The 22178-nt window shown below is 57.1% G+C and carries 17 protein-coding genes; all 17 read right to left on the reverse strand.

All coding sequences use genetic code 11. From position 1 onward, the window contains the following. Window positions 1-33: 33 nt before the first annotated feature. The gene (locus ACR0NW_RS02260) at window positions 34-1323 is read right to left on the reverse strand and encodes an ABC transporter permease (RefSeq protein ID WP_480449076.1); all 1290 of its coding nucleotides are present in this window, start codon (window positions 1321-1323) and stop codon (window positions 34-36) included. After that, a complete protein-coding gene (locus ACR0NW_RS02265) occupies window positions 1320-2240 on the reverse strand; it encodes an ABC transporter permease (protein ID WP_480449075.1) in 921 nt (306 codons plus the stop codon). Before ACR0NW_RS02265 ends, ACR0NW_RS02260 begins: the two co-directional genes overlap by 4 nt. Window positions 2241-2252: 12 nt before the next feature. Beyond that, window positions 2253-3365, reverse strand: a complete 1113-nt coding sequence (locus tag ACR0NW_RS02270; RefSeq protein WP_170650561.1) for an ABC transporter ATP-binding protein — start codon at window positions 3363-3365, stop codon at window positions 2253-2255. A gap of 117 nt (window positions 3366-3482) precedes the next feature. Further along, window positions 3483-4607, reverse strand: a complete 1125-nt coding sequence (locus tag ACR0NW_RS02275) for an extracellular solute-binding protein (RefSeq protein ID WP_480449073.1) — start codon at window positions 4605-4607, stop codon at window positions 3483-3485. Between the two features lie 447 nt (window positions 4608-5054). Then, window positions 5055-5894, reverse strand: a complete 840-nt coding sequence (locus ACR0NW_RS02280; RefSeq protein WP_480449072.1) for an EamA family transporter — start codon at window positions 5892-5894, stop codon at window positions 5055-5057. Window positions 5895-5971: 77 nt separating this feature from the next. Then, window positions 5972-7117, reverse strand: a complete 1146-nt coding sequence (locus tag ACR0NW_RS02285; protein WP_480449071.1) for an iron-containing alcohol dehydrogenase — start codon at window positions 7115-7117, stop codon at window positions 5972-5974. Continuing rightward, window positions 7114-8496 (reverse strand): aldehyde dehydrogenase family protein, encoded by a 1383-nt coding sequence (locus tag ACR0NW_RS02290; protein WP_480449070.1) that lies wholly within the window; start codon window positions 8494-8496, stop codon window positions 7114-7116. Before ACR0NW_RS02290 ends, ACR0NW_RS02285 begins: the two co-directional genes overlap by 4 nt. Window positions 8497-8595: 99 nt before the next feature. Then, entirely contained in the window at window positions 8596-9957 is a 1362-nt protein-coding gene (locus ACR0NW_RS02295) for a glutamine synthetase family protein (RefSeq protein ID WP_480449068.1), read from the reverse strand. Further along, window positions 9954-10703 (reverse strand): N-formylglutamate amidohydrolase, encoded by a 750-nt coding sequence (locus ACR0NW_RS02300; protein ID WP_480449067.1) that lies wholly within the window; start codon window positions 10701-10703, stop codon window positions 9954-9956. Before ACR0NW_RS02300 ends, ACR0NW_RS02295 begins: the two co-directional genes overlap by 4 nt. Beyond that, window positions 10700-12400: a Na/Pi cotransporter family protein gene (locus ACR0NW_RS02305; protein ID WP_480449066.1), complete on the reverse strand. Its 1701-nt coding sequence runs from the start codon at window positions 12398-12400 to the stop codon at window positions 10700-10702. The genes ACR0NW_RS02300 and ACR0NW_RS02305 overlap by 4 nt, the downstream gene beginning before the upstream one ends. A 4-nt stretch (window positions 12401-12404) precedes the next feature. Further along, entirely contained in the window at window positions 12405-13178 is a 774-nt protein-coding gene (locus ACR0NW_RS02310) for an inositol monophosphatase family protein (RefSeq protein WP_480449065.1), read from the reverse strand. Continuing rightward, the gene (locus ACR0NW_RS02315) at window positions 13168-13965 is read right to left on the reverse strand and encodes a DeoR/GlpR family DNA-binding transcription regulator (RefSeq protein ID WP_480449064.1); all 798 of its coding nucleotides are present in this window, start codon (window positions 13963-13965) and stop codon (window positions 13168-13170) included. The genes ACR0NW_RS02310 and ACR0NW_RS02315 overlap by 11 nt, the downstream gene beginning before the upstream one ends. A gap of 252 nt (window positions 13966-14217) precedes the next feature. Further along, complete coding sequence (locus ACR0NW_RS02320; protein WP_480449063.1) at window positions 14218-14730, reverse strand: response regulator transcription factor; 513 nt, start codon at window positions 14728-14730, stop codon at window positions 14218-14220. 279 nt (window positions 14731-15009) lie between these two features. Continuing rightward, window positions 15010-15633 carry a hypothetical protein gene (locus tag ACR0NW_RS02325; protein WP_480449062.1) on the reverse strand — a complete coding sequence of 208 codons (624 nt, stop codon included), beginning with the start codon at window positions 15631-15633 and terminating at the stop codon, window positions 15010-15012. Then, on the reverse strand, window positions 15633-19304 hold the full coding sequence (locus tag ACR0NW_RS02330; protein ID WP_480449061.1) for a phage tail protein: 3672 nt from the start codon (window positions 19302-19304) through the stop codon (window positions 15633-15635). Before ACR0NW_RS02330 ends, ACR0NW_RS02325 begins: the two co-directional genes overlap by 1 nt. 127 nt (window positions 19305-19431) lie before the next feature. Further along, complete coding sequence (locus tag ACR0NW_RS02335; RefSeq protein ID WP_480449060.1) at window positions 19432-20616, reverse strand: hypothetical protein; 1185 nt, start codon at window positions 20614-20616, stop codon at window positions 19432-19434. Window positions 20617-20640: 24 nt separating this feature from the next. Beyond that, window positions 20641-22167, reverse strand: a complete 1527-nt coding sequence (locus tag ACR0NW_RS02340) for a hypothetical protein (protein ID WP_480449059.1) — start codon at window positions 22165-22167, stop codon at window positions 20641-20643. Window positions 22168-22178: the final 11 nt, after the last annotated feature.

The raw sequence follows: 22178 nt of genomic DNA on the forward strand, positions 1-22178 counted from the left end.
CCGGGGCTTTTTCTTTCTTTTAAAAAAGACGGCCTATTCGTCGTCTTTTTGCAGACTGTTCGGCGCGAATACGTTGCCAAAACCGCTGTTGTTTGACGGTTGTTCATTGGCGCCGGAGTCGTCTTCTTCCTCGTCTCCGCTCAGAGTGTTCGGAGCAAAGACATTACCAAAGCCCGAATTGTTGGTACCTGCATCGGATGGGGTATCCTTTTCTTCGGTTCCGGGCGTCAGGTCGTCAGGTTCAAACACACCTTCAAAACGACGCTGCCTGCGCTCCTCGCGCTCACGGCGTAGTTCCTGAATGCGTTCGGCGGCTTCCAGACGCTTCTCCTCTTTCACATTGGCAATACACTGCCCCGGATTATAGGCAGTCGCCGTACCAACGACTGTCACCGTGGCGATCGCAAAGACCACCAAAAGAACAGCAGCAACATTCCCGGCAAAGAAACTGGGCAGTTTGATCTTACCCGCCAGTTCTTCGACCGTGGCTTTACGCCTTGCCGCCGCCACCAGCTCCTGACGCTTGATCTTTGCCTCGTTCAAAAGTGCAAAGAACACCGTCAACACGACAATGATGAAGGCCAGTGCCGAAATCGCCGGGGTGATCCCATAGCGCACTTTCTGCGCCAGTTCGATCGTCAGCGTCGGGTACTCACCAAAGGTGAAAGTGGTGGTGTTGTAGTTTTCAAAGGACGCAAGGAACGCCAGCACCGCTGCCGAAGCAATCGCAGGACGCATGAACGGCAGCAGGATCTTGCGGAACGCCTGTGCGTGGGTCGCGCCAAGGTCCAGCGCAGCTTCGGTCAGAGCGACGTCATAACGCTGCAGACGGGCCACCAGCACCAGCATGCAATAGCTGGCGATAAAGGTGGACTGACCAATCACCGTCAGGAATATCCCGTTCGACAGAAAGCTGTCCGCCCCCAGCCCCAGCATCCGGTTGATCCGGTCCCAGAACACCAGTGTCGAGATACCCAGAACCACGCCAGGGATCAGGATCGGGGCGATGATGATCGTATAGTAGGTCGCCCTTAGCTTGGGCCAGATCTGCGTCAACATCAGCGCCCCGGCCAGCCCCATCGCGACCGACAAGACCACTGTACCGATCCCGATGATCAGCGAGTTCTTGATGCCATTCAGGATACGCTGATCCTGAAACAACTCACCGAACCATTGGAACGTCAGACATTCCCATGGCGTCATCCGTGGGAACTCGGACGAGTTGAATGCCGTGACCGACATGATCACCAGCGGACCCAACAGGTACAGGAAGAAAATCGTCAGATAGACCCAGATACTTACACGGAGGAAGGAATTGTTCATTTCCCGATATCCCCCATGTTGACCTTAAACAGACGCATCGCGGCCAGAACGAACAGGATACAGGTCACAAGCAACACGATCGCGTAGGCGGCGCCCTGCGGCCAGTCGTTATTGTCGTTGAATTGCTGATAGATCAACTGAGTGAACCACAACGATGACGGTCCGCCCAAAATCTGTGGCGCAGCCAGCGCACCGGCGCTGAGCATAAAGACCATCGTGCACCCGGAGCTGATACCCGGCTTGGCATATGGAATGACCACGCGCCAGTGAATCCGCCACCAAGGCGCGCCCAGATCGCGCGCTGCCTCGATCTGATTGCCATCAAGGCTTTCGATCACATTATACATCGGAAAGATCATCAGCAGGATATACGCGTAGCCCAGACCGGCATAGAGCGCGATATCGTTGCGGATAAAGTCGAACGGCGTATCGAAGATGCCCGAACCCACCAATAAGGTGTTCAGCACGCCCGTTTCGCCAAAGATGATGCGCAATGCAAAGGCCCGCAGAATCTCGTTGATCCAGTAGGGGATGATCAGCATGATCGCAAAAATGCGGATGTGATTGCCTTTACTTTGCCCAAGGTAATAAGCAATCGGATAGCAAATGATCAGGTTGAAGATCGTGACGCAAACCGCAGCGACAAGTGTGCGGAAAAAGATCCTGAGATCAACGGTGTTGTAGTCCTGACTGCCGCCTTCGGGGCCAAAGACCAGGTACTTGTAGTTCTCCAGTGTATAGACGTCCTTTGGCCCACCAATTTCCGGCGGCGGCAGGTTCGGACGGAATGAGAAGTCGAGCATCGACAGCTGAGGCAGGATGATCAGGCCAATGGTCCAGAACAGGACCAGACCCAGGATCGCAATTCCCATGCCTGTGCCGTTGCGGTTAAAGAATTCCTTGAGGAAGCCCGGCATTGTCTGGCCCCCTTATTCAGCGGCCAGCTCACCAGCCGGAACCAAAACCGCATTGCGGGTCTCGTATTCCAGGGTGATGTTCCGGCCTGTGTGATCTTCGAAAGACTGACCGAGGTTTGGGATCGAAACCTTGATCTCTTTTCCCCCTTCGCCTTCCGTGAAGATGTTAAAGACGTTGCCTTCGAACTCTTCGTGGTTCACGCGAGCGGTCACAAAGTGATCTCCGCTGGCTCCGTCCGGTGCAAGGGCAAACGCCTCGGGGCGGATGAACATCATGGCGTCATCGCCTTCTTTCATCTTGCCCTGATTGGCGGTTGAAATGCGCGCAACCAGATCGCCGGAACGATTGGTTGAAATCAACGCCTCCTCGCCCATTACTCGTTTAATTTTTCCGCGGAACACGTTGTTTTCGCCAACAAATGAGGCTGCAAAGGCAGTCGTGGGGTCATTATAGATCGTCTTGCCATCCGCAATCTGGTCAATAACCCCGGCCTTCATGACCGCGATGTTATCGGACATCGTCAGCGCCTCACCCTGATCGTGAGTGATGTAGATGAACGTGATCCCCACCCGCTGCTGGATTTCGCGTAGTTCGGTCCGCATATGCTGGCGCAGCTTGAGGTCCAGCGCAGACAGCGGTTCATCCAACAGCAACACATCCGGCTCGGCGCACAAGGCGCGGGCGATGGCGACACGCTGACGCTGACCGCCTGACAACTCGCTAGGCAGCTTGTCACCCTGCCCCGGCAACGCGATCATCTCCAGCAGCTCATCGCCACGCTTTCGGCGCTCGGCACTGCTGGCCCCTTTGATCTCCATTGAGAAAGTGATGTTTTCCCAGACCTTCATCAGTGGGAACAATGCCAGGTTCTGAAAGATCAGCGCGGTCGGGCGTTTGTTGGGCCCGATCCCCTTCATATTGTTGCCGCCAATCAGAACGTTGCCTTCGCTCGGCTCAAGGAACCCGGAAACTGCGCGCAGAATAGTGGTCTTGCCGCAGCCCGAGGGCCCGAGAAACGAAAAGAAATCGCCCCCATTGATATTCACATTCGCGTCGCGCACCGCGACGAAATCTCCGAACCGGATCCAAAGGTTTTCCAGATCAACGCCGACCCCAGCACTCATCTTTGGCTTCTCCCTGTGACGCAGGTCATTGCCGCGCCTTGTTGTTAGTTGCGTATGCGTTTCCCGCATACAAAGAGGGCCCCCTGCGCGTACGCAGGGAACCCATGTTCAAAGCGATCAAGCGCTCTTGAACTTGTTGACGAACTCGGTCCGGGTTTCGGCGTACCACGGCGCTTCGGCCGGCCACGGGTTCAAGTTGGCAAGCGAGTCGCCCGGATAGGCTTCGGCAAAGTTCTTTTTGTAAACATCGCCGGAATAGCCATCCGCACCAAGAACTGGTGAGTTGTAGCCATGGCTGTCGATAGCTACGCCAGCCGGTTTCGCCTGATAGGCGAACTCGATAAAGGCATAGACCTGTTCGACATTGGTCGCACCGACCGGCATCGACATACCGTCGACCCATGCCATCGCACCTTCGATCGGTGCCTGATAGTGAACCGGCTCACCTGCCGTTTTCAGGGCCAGAGGCGGGCCATCCCAGGTCTGACCAACAACGACGCCTTCGTTCAGCAGGCCGTTCTTTTGGGTATCGGCGTCGTTCCAGATCAGCTTGATACGATCCTTGCGCGCGATGCACCAATCAGCGATCTGACCCCAGACTTTGCGCATGGTGTCTTCGTCATTGTACGCAGCCCAGACAGAGCCCGGCTCCATCTCGCCCGAGCGCTCCATGAACAGACCCGCACCAAGCATCATCGAATGCGCGCGACCCATTGTTTTACCTGCGTTTTCCTCTGACCAGACGTCGCCGTAGGACGGCGCGTCGCCTTCGGGCAGCCACAGGTCGGTGCGATATGCGATACCTTCAGTCCCCCAGATATGGGGCAGCCAATGTGCGCCGCTGTCGCCAAAGTTCCAGGCGTCCGTGCCGATCTTGGCCATCGCCGGGTTCACGGCGTCGATGTTCACCTTGCTCAGGTCGAACGGCTGCAGCAGTTCCAGCGGCTCCCATTGAAGCGAGCGGTTGTTGGTCGGTGAAACGATGTCAAAGCCCTGACCCTTGGTGGCCTTCATCTTGTTGATGATTTCTTCGTTCGAACCGATGCCGGTATAGTTGACCTTGATACCGGTCAGGGTCTCGAACTCCTGAATGAACGAAGGCGGCAGATAGTCGGACCACATCAGGATGTTCACTTCACCCGAAGATGCTAGCGCGCTTTTCGAGTAGAGCGGTGCCGCCAGTGCCGCAGCACCGGCCCCTTTCAGCACCGAACGGCGCGATACTGTTGATCTCTTAGTCATTGATTTGATCTCCCAAGTTGGTTGTTTGATTTTTTGTATTGTATAACTACACAAACACGACTTTTGCGACTTCCCCTCCTCCACCAAAGTGACAGTTTCGACATTCAGTAGGTCCAGTTTCGACAGCTAACTCTGGAAGCAGCTTTAAACTGGCCTCGGGCAAACGTCGCGCGTGCTCATACACTTAGCTTTGCATATTGCCTCCTTGATTTGAAACTTTTCGAACGCCTCTCGCAAGAAATTTAATAAAACGCGTCAAAACTCTGGATTCATTTGCTTCTTTTTGCCGCCAACGCGACGTCAGTTCGCGCAACAACCAGGCGATGAATACGCCGAGCGCATGAAACTTTTTTGACTCATTCAACACTGTAGACCGGATCGGAATGTGCCCGGGCGTTGCAAACCAACGTGGCCCCTGCTGCCCGGTACTCCCTGAGTATTTGCGGCCTATACAGCCAATCCGATCAGGGCCACACCACCGGCCATCAGAAACGCCGCACCAAGCCTGCGTAACCAGTTGCCTTCGTGCAAAAAGACAAACCCGATCAGCGCAGCAAATATTACCGACGTTTCACGCAGGGCAGATACTGCACCAAGCGGCGCAAAATTCTTGGCATACAGAACAAGGCCATACGCAGTCATTGAAACAAGCCCGCCCAGAATGCCCACAAGCCAGGTCCTAACCGGGAGTTCCCTCAGTGTTGTGCGTTTGCGGATAGCTACGAACCCCGCAATGAAAATGTGTAAAAAAGCGCCCCAAGCCCAATAACTTAGGGTATTGCCGGACAAACGCACGCCGATACCGTCCACAACCGAATAAATCGATATGCAAAACCCGGTACCCAGCGCAAACCCCAGCGCCGCCCGCCCGATCCCATGCCGCAGGGCGCGCCAGCTGCTTAACTGAATGCCCACTGCGATCAGCGCGATACCAGCCCATGCCTGCAGGGGAAGAACCTCTCCAACGAGAAGCATCGCCCACAAAGACACCAGAGCAGGCACGATGCCGCGGGCAATAGGATAGACAACGCTCAGATCACCGTGCTGGTACGCCTTGCCCAGCATGAAATAATAGCCGAAATGCACCACCGTCGAGATGAGGATGTATGGAAAGCTCTCAGCGCTTGGCAAAGGCAACAGCGCCACCATGACGCCTGCGGGAATGACGTGGCCGAAAGCCACCAGACCCAATGTCGTTGTGCGATCGCCCGCAGTTTTCACGATTGCATTCCAGACGGCATGCAACAGCGCCGCAGACAGGATTATGACGACGACAAACAGAGTCACGGAACCACCTTATCCGCTAGCAAGATCCGGCCCGTCTGTTGGGCCGGTCTTACAGATTTCGGTTTTTGGTCAAACCATTACAGCGCTGCTTTGAACAGGCCAGTCAGGTTGTCTTTGGTCAGTTCGATCGGGTTGCCGCCACAGGACGGATCAATGATCGCACCTTCGACCAGTTCGGGAATTGACGCCTCTGTCACGCCCAACTCGGACAGGCGGCGCGGAATTCCGAGCGAGTCGTTAAGCTCTTGAACAAAGGTTCGAAACCCATCGAAGCCGCCGGTTATCCCCAGATATGCCGCTGCCGTGTCAAATCGGTCAGCGATAACCGGTGAATTGAACTCAAGTACTGCGGGCATGCATACCGCGTTAGTGGTTCCGTGATGCGTGTTAAAGACGGCCCCGATCGGGTGGCTCATGGCGTGAATCGCGCCCAGCCCCTTTTGGAACGCGGTGGCGCCCATGGCCGCAGCGCTCATCATCTGGGCGCGGGCTTCTATATCAGTGCCATCGGCATAAGCGCGCGGCAGGTATTCCTTGACCAGTCGCATGCCTTCCAAGGCGATGCCTTGGCTCATCGGGTGATAATGCGGGCTTGAGAACGCTTCGACACAATGCGCGAAGGCATCCAGACCCGTCCCCGCAGTAATGAATTGGGGCATACCGACCGTCAGTTCCGGATCGCAGATCACCACCGTCGGCAGGACTTTGGGGTGAAAGATGATCTTTTTCACATGGGTCTCTGAATTGGTGATGACGCTGGCACGCCCCACTTCCGAGCCCGTCCCCGCAGTGGTCGGAACCGCGATGATCGGCGCGATGGCATCGGCATCGGCACGGGTCCACCAGTCCCCAATGTCTTCAAAATCCCAGACGGGGCGCGTCTGCCCCGCCATGAAGGCAACCATCTTGCCCAGATCCAGCCCCGAGCCGCCGCCGAATGCAATCACCCCATCATGGCCGCCTGCATTGTATGCAGCGACACCGGCATCGAGATTCTTTTCATTGGGGTTCGGGTCCACATCCGCAAACAGGCCCCGGCCCAAACCGGCCGCCTCCATGATATCCAGCGTCGCCGTGGTTATCGGCAGATCGGCCAGCCCCTTGTCGGTGACCAGCAGAGGACGTTTCATCCCGGCCGCCGCGCAGGCCTCGGGCAGTTCCTTGATGCGGCCTGCGCCGAACTTGATTGCGGTCGGATAGGACCAATTTCCAACAAGGCTCATGATGTCACCTTCTTCAGATGGTAGGATTTGGGGCGGGTCAGGTTGTGATAGCCGATCACGGACAGGCCCCCGCCGCGCCCGGTGTTCTTGCAGCCGGTCCAGCACAGACCGGGATCCAGATAATCGGCCCGGTTCATGAACACCGTGCCGGTCTCGACCTGATCACCCACCCGGGCCGCGCGATCTACGTCGCGGGTCCACAGTGACGCGGTCAGACCAAATTCGCTGTCATTCATCAGCGCGATGGCCTCATCATCAGAGGACACTTTCATGATGCCCACGACCGGCCCAAAGCTCTCATCGCGCATAACCCGCATATCGTGGGTCACGTTGGTCAGGATCTGCGGCGTCAGGTAGGCGCCGCCGTCATCTTCGGGGAAGGTGTCGATATGGGCCACAGCACCGGCCGCGACCGCCTCGGCAATCTGCGACCGCACCTCATCGGCAAAGCGTACATTGGCCATCGGGCCAATCGTCGTCTCCGCCTCCAGCGGATTGCCCAGCTTATACCCTTTCACGATCTCTACCGCTTTGGCGACGAAGTCATCGTAGAGGCTTTCATGCACGTAGATCCGTTCGATCCCGCAGCAGCATTGACCCGAGTTGAACATCGCCCCGTCGATCAGCGTATCGACGGCGGCCTCCAGATCGGCATCTTCCATGACATAGCCGGGATCTTTGCCACCCAGTTCGGTGCCAACGCCGGTGAATGTGCCCGCCGCCGCGCGCTCCATCGCCTGACCGCCACCGACCGATCCGGTGAAGTTCACGAAGTCGAACGCTTTGCCTGCGATCAGATCATTGGTCACGTCATGGCTCAGGAACACGTTCTGGAACACATCCTCGGGCACACCTGCCCCGTGGAAAGCCTGCGCCATGCGCTCACCCACCAGCAGGGTCTGCGTGGCGTGTTTCAGGATCACCGCATTGCCCGCGATCAGTGCTGGTGCGACGGTGTTGATCGCCGTCATATAGGGGTAGTTCCACGGCGCCACCACAAATACCACCCCATGCGGAATACGTTTGATGTAGCGCTTGAACGTCTCGTCCTCGCCCACCACGATATCGGCCAGAGAGGTTTCAGCAATCTCGGCCATATGGCTGGCACGCTCATTAAATCCGCCGAACTCGCCGCCATAACGAACCGGACGCCCCATCATATGCGCCAATTCGGGCACGATCTCGTCATTCATCGCGCCAACAGCGGCGACACCCGCCATCACCAGATCAATACGCTCCTGCAGCGGCCGCGCCGCCCAGCCCGCCTGCGCCGCCCGCGCCCGGCCCGCAACCTCAAACGCCGCATCCCGTGACAGCACCTCACGTTCAGCAAAAACCGATCCATCAACCGGCGAGACACATTTCAACATCTGCCCCATATCCACTCCATCTCGAAAGAAAGCAGGGCCCCCTGCTTCATCTTTTCCCAAATACTCTCGCCGAAGGCATCCGGGCGCACAGCGCCCGAACCTGTTGGCTCACGCCCGCTCGAACCCGCGGGCAATTTCCCAGTCAGTCACTACACGATCGAACTCTTCGATCTCGACTTCGGCCGCACGGGCATAGTGTTCGACCACCTCATCCCCCATGGCCGCCCTCAGCATCTCTGACCCGTGCAAAGCATCCCGCGCCGCGCGCAGATTGCCCGGGATCATGCCGGTGTCGCCCTGATAGACGTCTCCTTTGGTGGGCGGTTGCAACTCCAGCCCCTCTTCGATGCCAGCAATCCCGGCGGCCAGCATCCCGGCCATCGCCAGATAGGGGTTCATGTCCGAGCCGGGAATACGGCATTCAACCCGAACGGCCTTGGTTCCATCGCCGCACAGGCGGAACCCGGCGGTACGATTATCGACCGACCAGATGATCCGCGTCGGCGCAAAAGTGCCCTTCATGAAGCGCTTGTAGCTGTTGATGTAGGGCGCCATGAAATAGGTGTAATCGGCGGCGTATTTCAGCAACCCGGCCATGTAGCTTTTCATCAGTGCCGACATGCCCAGTTCATCGTCCGCCTCATAAAACGCAGGCTTGCCATCGGACCAGAGCGATTGGTGCACATGGGACGAACTGCCCACCTTGTCATGATGCCATTTCGGCAGGAAGGTCGCCGCATGGCCGTGTTGCCAGGCAATCTCTTTCACTGCGTTCTTGGCAATCGAATGATATTCGGCTGTGTCCATCGCTGGCGCGTATTTGATGTTCAGCTCTTCCTGCCCGGTCTCGGCCTCGCCCTTGGTATTCTCGACCGGAATGCCCGCATCCCACAGATGATTGCGGATCGGCCGCATCACATGCTCTTCCTTGGTGGTCTGCAGGATATGGTAATCCTCGTTATAGCCCGAGATCGGCTCCAGATCGCGGAACCCTTCCTTGCGGAGCGCATCAAAGCTCTTTTCAAAAAGGAAAAACTCCAGCTCGGTCGCGCACATCGCCTCATAGCCCATGGCCTTCAGGCGGTTGACCTGCTTTTTCAGGATCGAGCGCGGCGCATGCGGTACTTCCTCGTGCGTGTGGTGATCCAGCACATCGCACATCACCATCGCCGTGCCTTCCAGCCACGGCACAGGGCGCAAGGTGCTCAGATCGGGCTTCATGACATAGTCGCCATAGCCCCGCTCCCAACTGGTCGAGGCATAGCCATCCGGCGTCCCCATCTCAAGATCCGTCGCCAGCAGATAGTTGCAGCAATGCGTCTCTTCCCACGCACTGGCCACAAAGTGACCCGCATGAAAGCGCTTGCCCATCAGCCGCCCCTGCATGTCCACCATACAGACCAGTACAGTATCCACCTCTCCGGCAGCGACCTGCGCCTTGAGATCATCAAAGTTGAGAGTTCCGCTCACGAGTCATCCTCCCTGATCGCGATGTCGTTCAGCGCCGGTTGCAGCAGCGCCAGTATCTCGTCCGCCATGGCGGAAATTTGTTCCTCGGAGCGCAACAGATCGTTGCGCACCTCAATCATTACATTCGGCAAACCCCGGCTTAGCGCATGCAAACGAAGGGAATGCGTAACACCATCGGCAGGCCCGTAAGGTTCATTGCGCTCTGTCCTGCGATGCGGAATGCGGTCCACATGGTCCAGCATTGCGTCCACAAGGCGGGTATCTTCATCGTGAAGCAGGCCCAGTTCCACCGCGCGCGGCCGCCCGTAATAAACCGGCGTAAAGGAATGAACCGTTACGACAATCGTTTCCGGACCGCGCGCGTCAAGCACGTCGGATACCGCACGGCAAAACGGCTCATAAACCGATTTTGTGCGCTCTGATCGATCCTGCGGCGACAAGCCTTTGTTTCCCGGAACCTCGATCAGTTCCGACTTTTTAGGCATGGCACTTGCCGCTTCGGGCGGGCGGTTGCAGTCGTAAACCAGCCGCGAAACAGTCGATGCGACAACCGGGGCATCTAACGCCTTTGACAGCAACAGCGTCAAAGGTCGCGCCCCCGGGTCCCATGCAGCGTGGCTTTGCCGATCTGCTTCAGCCAGTCCCAAACCATCGTATTCAGGCGGAATGTGACAGCTTGCATGTTCGCACAGCAAAACGACCCTGCCCTTGCCGCATTCGTTCAGAACCTCGACCGGATTGCTCATTGCTCCACCTCATCCGAGGCCCGGTCGGCCATATTGGGCATCTCTTCGATCAGTCGTGTTTCCAGCAACTGCCCGTGACGATAGAGGATCGGATATGCCACCGCGGATATATGGCTGTTGAACTCGCGAAACGCGCGCAATGTTTCCAGATGTATATCGCTGGTCTCAAAGCTTTCGGTGCTGCCATGCTGCAGTCGTCTGAGGTGACGCTTGCGACTGTCGCGCTCGGCGCGCTTGATCTCGCTCTTTTCCAGACTCAACAAACGGGCGCTTTCCAGATCGTCGGAGATAAGGACATTGGTCGCCAGCTTTAGGTTGGCCAGGATATCTTCGTGCATCCGCTCAAGCTCGGCCCACCCTTCTTTCGAGAATGCGGCCCCCTTCTTTCGCATGTCATCCGCCAGCGTCGCGAGGCGCTTGGCCACGACATCGCCCGCGGTTTCCAAGCGGATTGCATACTCCATCAGGTCGCGGGCGGATTTGGCGTTCTGTTTGCCAAATTCGTCGGTCGGAATGGCGGCAACAAAGGCCCGGATGCCCGAAAGGCAGGCGTTTACATCTTCGTCAACAGCCTGCACCGCGCGAATCTGGTCCTTGCTCGCCCCGCGATAAAGCTCAAGAGATGGCCGAAACATCGTTTCGACAAGATCGCACATGCGCAGCAATTCACGTTTAAGGCTGGATAAGGCCTGACTGGGGCTGCCGATGTTGCTCAGGTCCAATGCACTCGCCGGGCGCCCGCGCTCAGCAGGTGTGGACTCGGATTTTGGTTCGGGCATAAGGCGCTCAATCAAATGTTGCACCCGGCCACAAAACGGTAATGCCAGAAGCAACAGAGAGGCATTGAATGCCAGATGTGCATTCACAAGCATCTGACCACCCTCAGGCGCACCCAACTGACCGCTTCGCAAGGCCAGATTGACCGCAAACAAACAGAACACCGCCCAACTGCCACGCATCACCAGATTGGTAATCGGGATACGTCGCGCGCGCACGTCCATGCCCCGGCTCAGCCACACCGGGATGAAGGCCGAACCAAAGTTCGCGCCCAGTACAAGGGAAAGGCCAGCAGCAAACGGGATGGCCCCGATCTGGACCAACGTTACGCACATAAGAATGGCCGCAACCGAGGAATGCATGACAAAAGCAAGCACAGCACCGACGATAAAGGCGGTCACGTAATCGCGTGCAAGATAGTCTGCCATGGCTGGTAGAAAGGCGCTATCGCGGATCGGGTCCATTGCCTCGCGCAATAAGCGCAGCGAGATCAGGATAAAGGCAATGCCCATCAGGATACGTCCGGTTTGCCTCGCCCGCTTTGCGTCAGTCTTTACAAACAGGTAGCCGCCAACCGCCAGCAGCAAAGGAACCAGCCAATCCAGCCTGAACGACAGCACCTGAATGATCAAAGCAGAGCCAAGATCACCACCAAGAACAATGGCCAGACCAGCGGGGAACGCCAACAGACCGCTTGCGGCAAATCCAGACGTTAGCAACGCAACAGCGGCCGAGCTTTGCAGGACAACTGCCATGATCAGGCCTGCCAGCGATGCCTGCACATAATTGCGCTGTCTCGTCATCAATCGCTGGAATGAGGCCCCATAGCTGCGCTCAATCCCCGTGCGCACCATACGCACGGCAAACAGAAGCAACATCGTTGCGCCTGCAAGCTGTATGAGAAAGCTGACAACCGCCATTCGTCTAACCGTTCACAAGTTCAAGCATTTCAGCATGAAGCTGAGGTGTCGCGGCCGAGATCACCCGGCCGTCGGATTTCAGCCCCAGTGAATTTCCATCCCAGTCCGTCATGACCCCGCCCGCTGCTTCGACCACCGCCGCAACCGGCAGATAGTCGTAAGGCTGCAGGTCGTAATCGATCACAGCATCCACGTAACCAGCAGCCAGCAAAGCATGCGGGTAGCAGTCATAGGCAAACCGGCGCGTCTGGCCGGTCTGCATCAGCTTTCCGAACAAATCCGGGTAATCCCGGTGAATCTTGTCCCCTTCGTTAACGAAAAGAATAGACTGGTCTAGACGCGTTTGGCGCGAGGTCGAAATGGCCTCACCATTCAGAGTGGCGTACTGGCCCGGAACACCCACAAACACTTCGTTCAGCGCCGGCATCCCTATGACACCCAGCTGTGGGGACCCGTCGACAAGATGTCCAAGCAGAAATCCGAATAGCGGATGTCCCGACAGGAAAGAGCGGGTGCCGTCGATCGGATCTATGATCCAGACCTCGCGGCAATCTCGCCCTTCAAACCCCTGTTCTTCCCCGAAAATACCATGATCCGGAAAATGGTGCTGCAGATAGGCACGCACTTCGGCTTCGACACCCTTGTCGGCCTGCGTGACCGGGCTTTCATCCGATTTGAACTCGACCCCGAGCCGACCGCGAAAATACCCCCGGGCCGCTTGAGATGCTATTTCGGCGATCTTGACCGCGTGCTTTGCGTAATCGTTCTTATTCAGCATTCCGCTCAGCTCCACTCGCGTCAATAACCTTTACGCCCCATTCCTTGAATGCGGTTGCCATGGCTCCCCTTGGCAGTTCATCCGTCACCAGAACATGCACTTTCCGCGGATCAGGCCCACGATAAGGCGCTGTTTCACCGAACTTAAAATGAGCGGATGCCATCATGACCTGATCAGCATTGTCCACGACAACTGCACTCAGATCCGCCTCGGCCGAACTCAGGTATAGAAAGCCTTTTTTGGGAGAAATCGCATCGGCGCTCAGAATTGCCAGATCGAAGGCGTATCGCTGCATCTGCCGTTGCGTGACAAATCCGAACGAGCCGCGCTCGTCGCTTTGCATTTCACCGCCCAAAAGATGAACACGGTTGCCGTTTACCCCAACAAGGGTCTGCACAACTCCGATAGAATTGCTGACAACCGTCAGGTTGCTTTTTGCCCGCAATTCTTCAGCCACAAATGCAGTTGTCGAGCCAACATCAAGAAACACGGTCATTCCATCCCTGACCTCCTGTGCGACTTGAATCGCGATCAGGCGCTTTTCGTCGGAATGTTGTGAAATTCGCTTGAAAAAACTGGGGTCGCCCTGAGTTCCAGCCAGATACGCACCGCCATGGACCCGCTCAATCGCCCCTGATTTCGACAGAGACTTAATCGTGCGGCGCACGGTCTCCTCAGAGACGTCTAGCGCCTTGGCCAGATCGGTATTTCGCGCAGTACCACCAAGCCGCCTGAGAACATCCAGCAACTCAAGCTCTCGATGCGTATGGGGCGCCCGTTTTTTCAAGATTACCTCCGAAATCCCAAATTCCCCCACATAAGGGCACAAAATTCGGTCACCATTCAAGCGAATTTAGCGATATCGGTGGATTTTTCCGCCTAATCTGAGCGATTACCCAAATCAAAGCCCGGAATTCGCACACAAATCGCATAAAATGCAGAAAATTGGTAGATGTCGATGGCCCTGATGTCCGGAACCTTTTTCAACGGTCCACTGGGCATTTCAGAAAGCTTTGACCGCTACGCCTTAAGCGCCCCGTCAGCGAACACCATCGTGGCCAAGACAGTTATGTATTGCGCTGCGGCGAGGCACATCCAGCTTGGATAGGATCGAGCTGACGTGGTTTTTGATTGTTCCGACCGAACGGCCAATTTCGCGCGCAATTTCCTTGTTGGTAAGCCCTTCGCAAATAAGCGAACAGATCTCTTTTTCCCGGCGCGTCAGGCATTCCGGCAAACCGTTTGGATCAGCGACGTCCTTTTCCGCGATAGCCTGCATCAAACAGGCCGCAACTGAAGGGCGCATCGTCACTTCTCCGCGTTCGGCGGCGTGTATTATGCGGACCACATCGGAAATGGATGCCTTGCGGGGCACAAAGCTGCGAAAGCCGAGACGGGCACAATCCATGATCTCAGCCGCGACGCTGTCATCGACGGAAAGAGCGAGTATCGGCGTATCGGGAATGGCGGCAGCAATTGTGCGGGCGGCCTGTTCGCCCTCGGGGTCACCAAGATCTATCAGAACGGCACTTGCATCGTTGCTCAGAGCCATAGCGGGAATATCAGAAGCGGAATCACATGCGTGGGCATGTTCGACGTCGGGCTGTTCAGAAAGTCCGCGGCAAAGACATTGACCAAACAGGCGATTGCCTGAGAATACGAGAATTCTCATGTGGCTCTCACTCAATCAACAAATCCATTAATGAGTTCAGTTATACCACAGGTTGCGTCAAATCGGAACAATCACAAGCGATAGCGGAAAAATTGACCCTAGGTAAAGTACGCCAGCTTTCCTCCTGCTCCACCCTGACCAGACCGCTGACCGAATTCTCTAAATGAAATCACGCCAGTTCAGGAACCAACCGGAGTCCTGCAGCTCGGATACCGTGTCATTCAAAGGTTGCAAATCTTTGCTGAAATCGACGTTATTCACAGCCACTCGAACCAAAGGAACCCGGCTTTGGTCCAGCTTTTTCATCGTAAATGGCTGACTTTCGATTCGCGTCAGGCCATTAGCCTCCAATGCATCAACAAGCTTGCCGACTGTAGGCTGCGCTGAAGGATCGCGGCGTCCGGCGACAAAAAGTGCAGTCGCCTGCGTTTCGTCAATCTGAGTCTCCCCACCCCACTTTCCGCCAGATGGCTCAAGCCACGCATAGGGCATGAGAAAGCGGTTTTCCGAAACCTCACCAGAGGCAAGCCTGACGTCTATTGTCCAGCCAAGCGTCCAGACATCACGCCAGTCAGCGGAGTCGAGATAGTCTGTATAAAACAGGGATCGGGTTGTCGAAACCGTCCAGCTTTCCGGCGTCAGACCTTTGTCGAAGAGGTCAAGCGCAGCTGACACGAATTGCCTATCTGCGTGGCGCAGACTCGTTGCCTGACCACAAGCCAAGTCTATGGCAGCCCCGGCTTCACCTGCGCTTCGAATGCCCCAAACCGCATAGTCCTCCATCAAAGGTCCTCCTCACCCGGTCCGCGGAAGTTGGGGCCAACGGTTTTGACATAGCTTGCCCCCATCGCCCTGGCGCGCGCGCCATCGCTGCTGTTGTTGGCGTGGGTACTGAGACTCAGGTTGGCCAGATCTTGGTAATAAACCGCCCGCTGAGACTGCTTCATGTCATTCCCTCCCTTCTTGGACCAATGCTCCCAAACCATCGGCTTGTGATCCACGGTCGCTTTTAGTTTGGGCTCCATCTTCCCGGTCAATGCATCCTTGAATGTGTTGCCGGGGTACTTGGCCAGCTCGTCCTGCTTCCACTGCTCAACATTCGCCCAATACCGGCCTGGATAGAACAGTTCGCGTTCCCGTCCGTGGTATTCGTCCTTCAATTGGTTGCCTTCGACAAACCTGGAAGGATTTCCGAGGTTTTTCAGGTCGGGAATGTCGTAGTCGTCTCCGAACCGCTGCAAGAATACACCGATACGATCGAGCCAGCTCAGCACCTTCTCCTTGGCCTTCGCTTCACCTTCCTCGCTGTACGCGGCGGCGGCCCAATCCTCTCGAAGATCTTTAATCTTGTCGAGCACTTCATCCAGCTTGGCGACGACCTCTCCCCTGTTCTGTCCCTTCTGTTCCTGTCGGCGTGCGCCATAAATCAGTGTTTCCAGCGAGTCGAAACGCGCGCTCGCCATGCCAATGAACATCTGCCCGCCACGGACTTCAGCAATCAGCGTATGACCATGACCATCCATGGTTATCGAGTCGGTCACGCTGACTTCGGCGTCCGTCGACGTGTCGCGCTCTTCTTCCGTCACGCGGTCGTTTTCGTTCTTTCCACCAAAGAACCCGGCAATCTTCTGCGCGATCCCCAAACCCATGTTGATGACCCAGTCGATCACCTTATTCACCGGCTCCTGTATCTTTTCGATAATGCCCCGGATGGTGTCCGAGATACCGCCAAGGCCAAGAAGCGCCGCAAGGAAGGAAATGACGACAGGCAGGATACGGTTCAGTGCCTCTTCCACGGCTTTTGCCATCGCGCCGATGTTGCCTGCGATAATTATGGCAAGTGAATCGATTATCGCGTTGACGACTGAAATGATTTGCCGTCCACGCTCGATAAAGAAAACGACAATGTCGTAGATCATGAGACAAGCCTTCACGAAGGCCGAAGCCGGGTTCAGAAGGCTCACGATCCATTTGATGCCCGCCGTGATAACCTGCGTGATGACCCAGCTTTTGATTTCGTCGAGTATCGCATCCTTCAGCATGCCGAGCTTTTCCAAAAGCATCTGCCAGATACCGGCAGGTCCCTCGGTAAAGAGAATGCGGAGGAAATCGACCGCTGCCTCGATCTTGAGAACGGTTTCTTCCCCAAGAATTCTTACGGCCCTTGCCCGGATGTTTTCCTTGGTAAGCCCCAGAACCTGAAGGATAATGCTGAGAACCCCCTTGAAATCGAACGTGTCCGGAAGCTGTATCCCCGCCCCTTCCAGCGCGCCGAACAGCCAGCCCATCAGCGCCTTTTTCAGGTTCTCGCCGATGTTAGAAACAAAACGTTCCAGCCCCGCGCCAATACCTGCGATGAGGTTTTTAAGGAATCCGATCGGGTCCTGAATAATCGCTTCAACCACGCCCGCGGCACGGGCAAGGATTCCAAGAAGCATATTCTTGAATTCCAACACCTTCTTAATAACGCCAACGGTCGCATCGTAGACGCGTTGCCAGAAGGATTTGTTTTCCTCGCGAAGCTGCTCTTCGCGCGCATTTCGCCGCTCGATCCCTTCGCGATACATTCCGACCATACGATTAACCAACGCATCGCGGCGGCCGTCGATCTCACCTTCCAGCGTGTCAAAATCGGCGGTGATGGTTGCGGTCGCCTGTTCTGCATAATCCGCTTCGGCTTCCGAAACTTCTTCGGACATGTAACGGTCGATTTCCGCCCTGCCCTCGGCGACGCGATCGCGGGCACGCTGAAGGTGATCCTCGACGATACCTGCAACCTCGGTGATCGCCCCGCTGATGTGCTCGTCATAAACCGAACGGCCCGCGCGGAACGCCATTTCCAGCCGTTCTTCACTGGAGGTTCCCGAGAAGACATCGCTGACCCATGTGCCAAAGCCGCCCTTTACGTCCTCGAACTCGGCATCGTAGAGCTTCATCGCCTGATCGAGCGCATCGCCAAAGGTCTTGTTCACCTTGGCATCCATGTCGTTGAGGATTTGCGTCACGCCGTCACGGGTGGCTTTGCCGATGGCCTCGATATCGGCGGTGATCTGACGCTTGCGCTCTTCGGTCAGCCCTTTGGTCGCGCTTTGCTGACCAGCGACATTGGCAAGACGGCCAACTCGTTCGCCGTGGAAATCGTTCAGACCACCAGCAAGGGCGCCAGCGGCACGGTCGCGGGTGCTCGCGCGATCCACGGCCTCGGCTTCGCGCAGCCGCTGCGGCGCTTCGCGGTCATTTGTTTCAGCTTCTTCGCGCGCACCAAGCGCGGTTTCGAATTGCGGGTCCTGGCCCTTTGTAAGCTGATCGCGGGTTACGTTGTTTTCAGCTTCCAGTGCATCGACACGCTCGCGGTTTTCCGACGTATCGATGGCTGCTTCTGTGGATGGCGGGGCAACCACGGGCGCGGCGGAAACGGCAGCCGGCGGCTGGCCAGGTTCGTCAGAAGAGATTTCAACCACGTCGCCACCGGGCATATCTCCGGGATTGGGCTGTTGGGTTTCATCCACCGCTTCCGGCAGGTTGCCAACTGCCTGCGTCTGTTGTTGACCCATGGTTTCACCCAGCGCACGATTTGCGCGCTCAGCACCATGGTTCATTACATCTTTGGCCTCGCTTTCATTTCTGGGCTTGGGCATCGCGTTTTCAATCGCGGTACGCAGAGCCTTTTCGAAGCTGTCCTGATCAACCTCGCCTGTGGTTGCACCGTCTGCGCCTGCAACGCCCTGCTGTTGGGCCGCCCGGCGCTGTGTGACATCCGGCTGGTTGCCGGACGCAACCGCATTGGAGGCCGCAGCTGGCGCAGGTTGGTGTGCCGAAGACGCCCTTGCGCGGCGCGAGACTGCCGCGGTGACAGGGGCCGTGGCCTCAGCCGGGCTTGGTTCAGGCTCAGGCTCGGGTGCTTCCGCTTCCGCATCCGATGCGGCTTGATCACCCGTCGTGGCATCTGTGGGTGCAGGTGTGTCCGGAACGGGCGCTTCAACCACCTCTCCGCTGGGCGGAATGGCACCGCCCATCGCACCAGAGGCGCCGCCTGCTTCGCCCCCCGCATCTGTAGCCATGGTCTCCGCAACGGTTTCAGATCCCGCCTCGGGTTCGTCGGCTTGGGCCGGAACTCCAGCTGGCGCAGCGGCGGCAGGTGTGCCGGATGGCTCGGCAGTATCCGGCGCAACGGGTTCTGGCGCGACAATCGGCGAAACTGCGGCAGGTTCGACAGGTACGGGTGTAACAGGTTCAGGGGTTGCCGCCTCGGACGTAACGGCTTCGGGTACGACAGCGGGCGTGGTTGGTGCCGTAGGTTTCAGCTTTGCTGCGGCGGGTTCCGATCTTGTCGAGACAGGTTCACCGTTCAGCGAAGGCACCGCAGTCAGCGCCCGTTCCGCCAGACCAATACTATCACGACCCACCTGACCGGCGCTTAGCCCGCCGGGACCCGACCCGGGCAACCTTTGCATTGGTGGCCTGGTCGCCGCGGGCGGGCGGGGTCGGATGCGGCCGGAGGACCGCCTTGAGGTCGTCGCACGGGCCATCAGCTATGCCTTTCAGGCGCACAGCGGAACAGGCAGCGCCAAGGGCGTTGCACTATTTCTTACGCTCCTTTGACAGGTCTTCATCAATACGCCGCAGATAATTGCGCAACACGTCCGGGCTCTTGAGGCCGAAAGCGCCCTGAAGATATGCCTGCCGGACCTCAAGCAAATGGCGAAGCCGCTCGAGATTCGTTGCCCCGGCCGCCACAAAGGTCGCTTCGCGTTTGTAATCGCCTATCAGGTCGTGAAGCTTCTCTTCAAATCCCGGCTCAGGTTCTTCGGCCCATAAAACCGCATAATCCGGCGATCTGCCGCTGGAGAATTCAACCTCGGCATCGGATTGGGCTTGCTGGACGTAATATTCGGGCTCCACTTGTTCTTCGACTTTGCGCTTGCGACAGAAGCACTCGATCGTTTTGATCCACTTCCGGTGACTGTACGGGTTTTCAAAGCTGTCCGAGACGATGCCTCCTTTGCAGAGGGTTAAGCAGCCAAGCAGAATCCATCCTTCTCCGCAGCAATCACAGTCACCGCATTGCAGCAGGCATTTGCAGATTTCGTCGCGTTCGGGATAACGGTACTCTGGGTCCCTCGCGGCCTCCCGCAGTGAGCCAGAGTTCTGTTCGGATCGACCGCGGCCACCGTTGTCGTTGCCGTCGCCGTTACATCCGCAGTCACCGTTATCTTCGGCCATTGGATGCATACAGGCATGATCGGGCGGCTCGTCCCATGGGAAAGCCCTGATTTCGACGTGGTCCTGCATGCGAGAGCATTGCGCAACCCCCGTTTGACCACCACAACAGTCACCGCGTGCAGCCTGCGGCGCGCTGACCCGCCGAATGTAGATGCAGACTTTCCCTTCTTTCACTTCACAACCGCAGGACCGGTCACCAAGGTCGATCTTGGCGGGCTTGCACAGTTCCACAGGCATTCCCGAACAGTCGATTGCAGTGCCGCGCCCCACCTGAACGGTGAAGCTGGGATACGCCATCTCTGAGTTTTCATCGCATGGATCGCATGGTTCCTCGCGCCCACAAAGGTCAGGGTCCGGTTCAAGCGGAAAGCCGCAAGCGACACCACAACCATAGACAGCGCGATTCACGCTCTGCATTAGCATCACCGGGTAAGTCATTGCGACACTTAAATCTTCCGCAGTGACAATCATACCGTTGGTGAAATTGACCGAGGTCGCCGGCATCGGAAAGGTCCGGCCCGTATCGGAAAATGGCTTGTTCATCTTACACTCCTTTCACTCTGGGGCCTAGCTGGCCTGCTCCGAGGCGCCTCTTTGCTCGTAGTTGCCTTCCTTTTCGGACCTGCCGTCCGGAATCTTGTCGCCATGAACGTATTCTTCGGAATCGGGATATTCGTCGTCGTCACAGTCTTCGGCCTTGTCGCGGCCAATTCTGAACAGGCTGAGGAAATCCCCGCCGGTGCGATCCTGACCGGCCCTGTGGCCACAATGGATTTTGCAGCGGCCATCCGGATCTTCGAGATCGATGTCCACGGGTCGCGCATCCAGCATCAACCCGCAGCAGTCACGGATGATCTGGCAGCGCAGCTTGATTTCAACCCGCGCCAGACGGTCTCGGTTGGCGCAATCGAGGATTGTCGATTTCTTGTCGTCGATCTCGTATTCAATCCACGCATCCTCGGGCTTGATGAGCACGCCCCAGACACATTCGTCTTCCCAATCGTCACCGACGATGCGACCGTGTTTGTCCAGATGCAGAATCTCCAGTGGAATACGCCATGGCTCCCAATAGTCGGCGCGGGTTTCCAGAATATAGATGTCCAGAATGACACTCATCGGGTGCAGGGTATCCCGCTGGACAGGACGGTCGAACATCAGGGAAAGTCCCCCGGCAACATTGAGTTGCTGGCTGTTCTTCACAAGCCTGCGAAAGGCTGAAAACGGCATCCGATCACTGTCGGACCAGCGCTTGAGCTCCCATCTGGACCAGCTGTAGCTTTCGACCTTGGCAAGCGGAACATCGTCCAGATTGATAAGTTCATAGAGCAGCTGATTGCGGTATGCGACGGGCCTGACGCAGCAGCTTTCGACACATCCGCAGTGGCAGAATTCAAATCGCGGATGGCAATCCTCCTTTTCGCGATCAACATCGCAAATCTCCAGGCAACTCAGCGGTATGCCTGAATACGGATCATAGGCCACCCGGCCGCAATCCGTCTCCTTCATGGGCTCGGGGTCAGCGCAGGCGTACTTCAACACCTCATCCATCGGCACCGTACCTTGCTGGAACCCATTCCGGATGCAGATCCAGTCACGTCGGGTCATACATTCGTCTTCGGGGATGTCCGGAGCGCAAAACTCCGCCTGTTCGCAGTCACGTTTCAACGTGAAGGCAACGCACCGGCAGACCCACCCTGAACTCTCGCTACAGGGATCGAAACAGTCGTCGCGATCCGCCTGTTCGGCATAGTGCACGACCAGCGTGTATTTGCCTTCGCACTGCGGAGATGGGCCGACAATATCGCGAACGTGCAGATATCCACCGCGCCAGAACAGCATCCGGCCATAACGATCAAAAGCAAGACCGCAGCTGACGTAGATACACCCGTCTTCGACGATCATTCTTCCGTCATCATTGGTCCTGATTTCGAACCCGTATGCCACGCCGACACCATGCATTGCCACATTGACCAACCGGTCGCGACGCACCGCATCCTCTTGCGCAGCGTTCAATTGTTCAGCGGTCAGGCGTGTGCCCGGACGATAATACGGAGTGCTGGACCAGCATTCCTTTGGGGCATGTTCGTCTTTCATATCGTTCCTCC

The sequence above is a fragment of the Ruegeria sp. CF5 genome, from assembly GCF_056537325.1.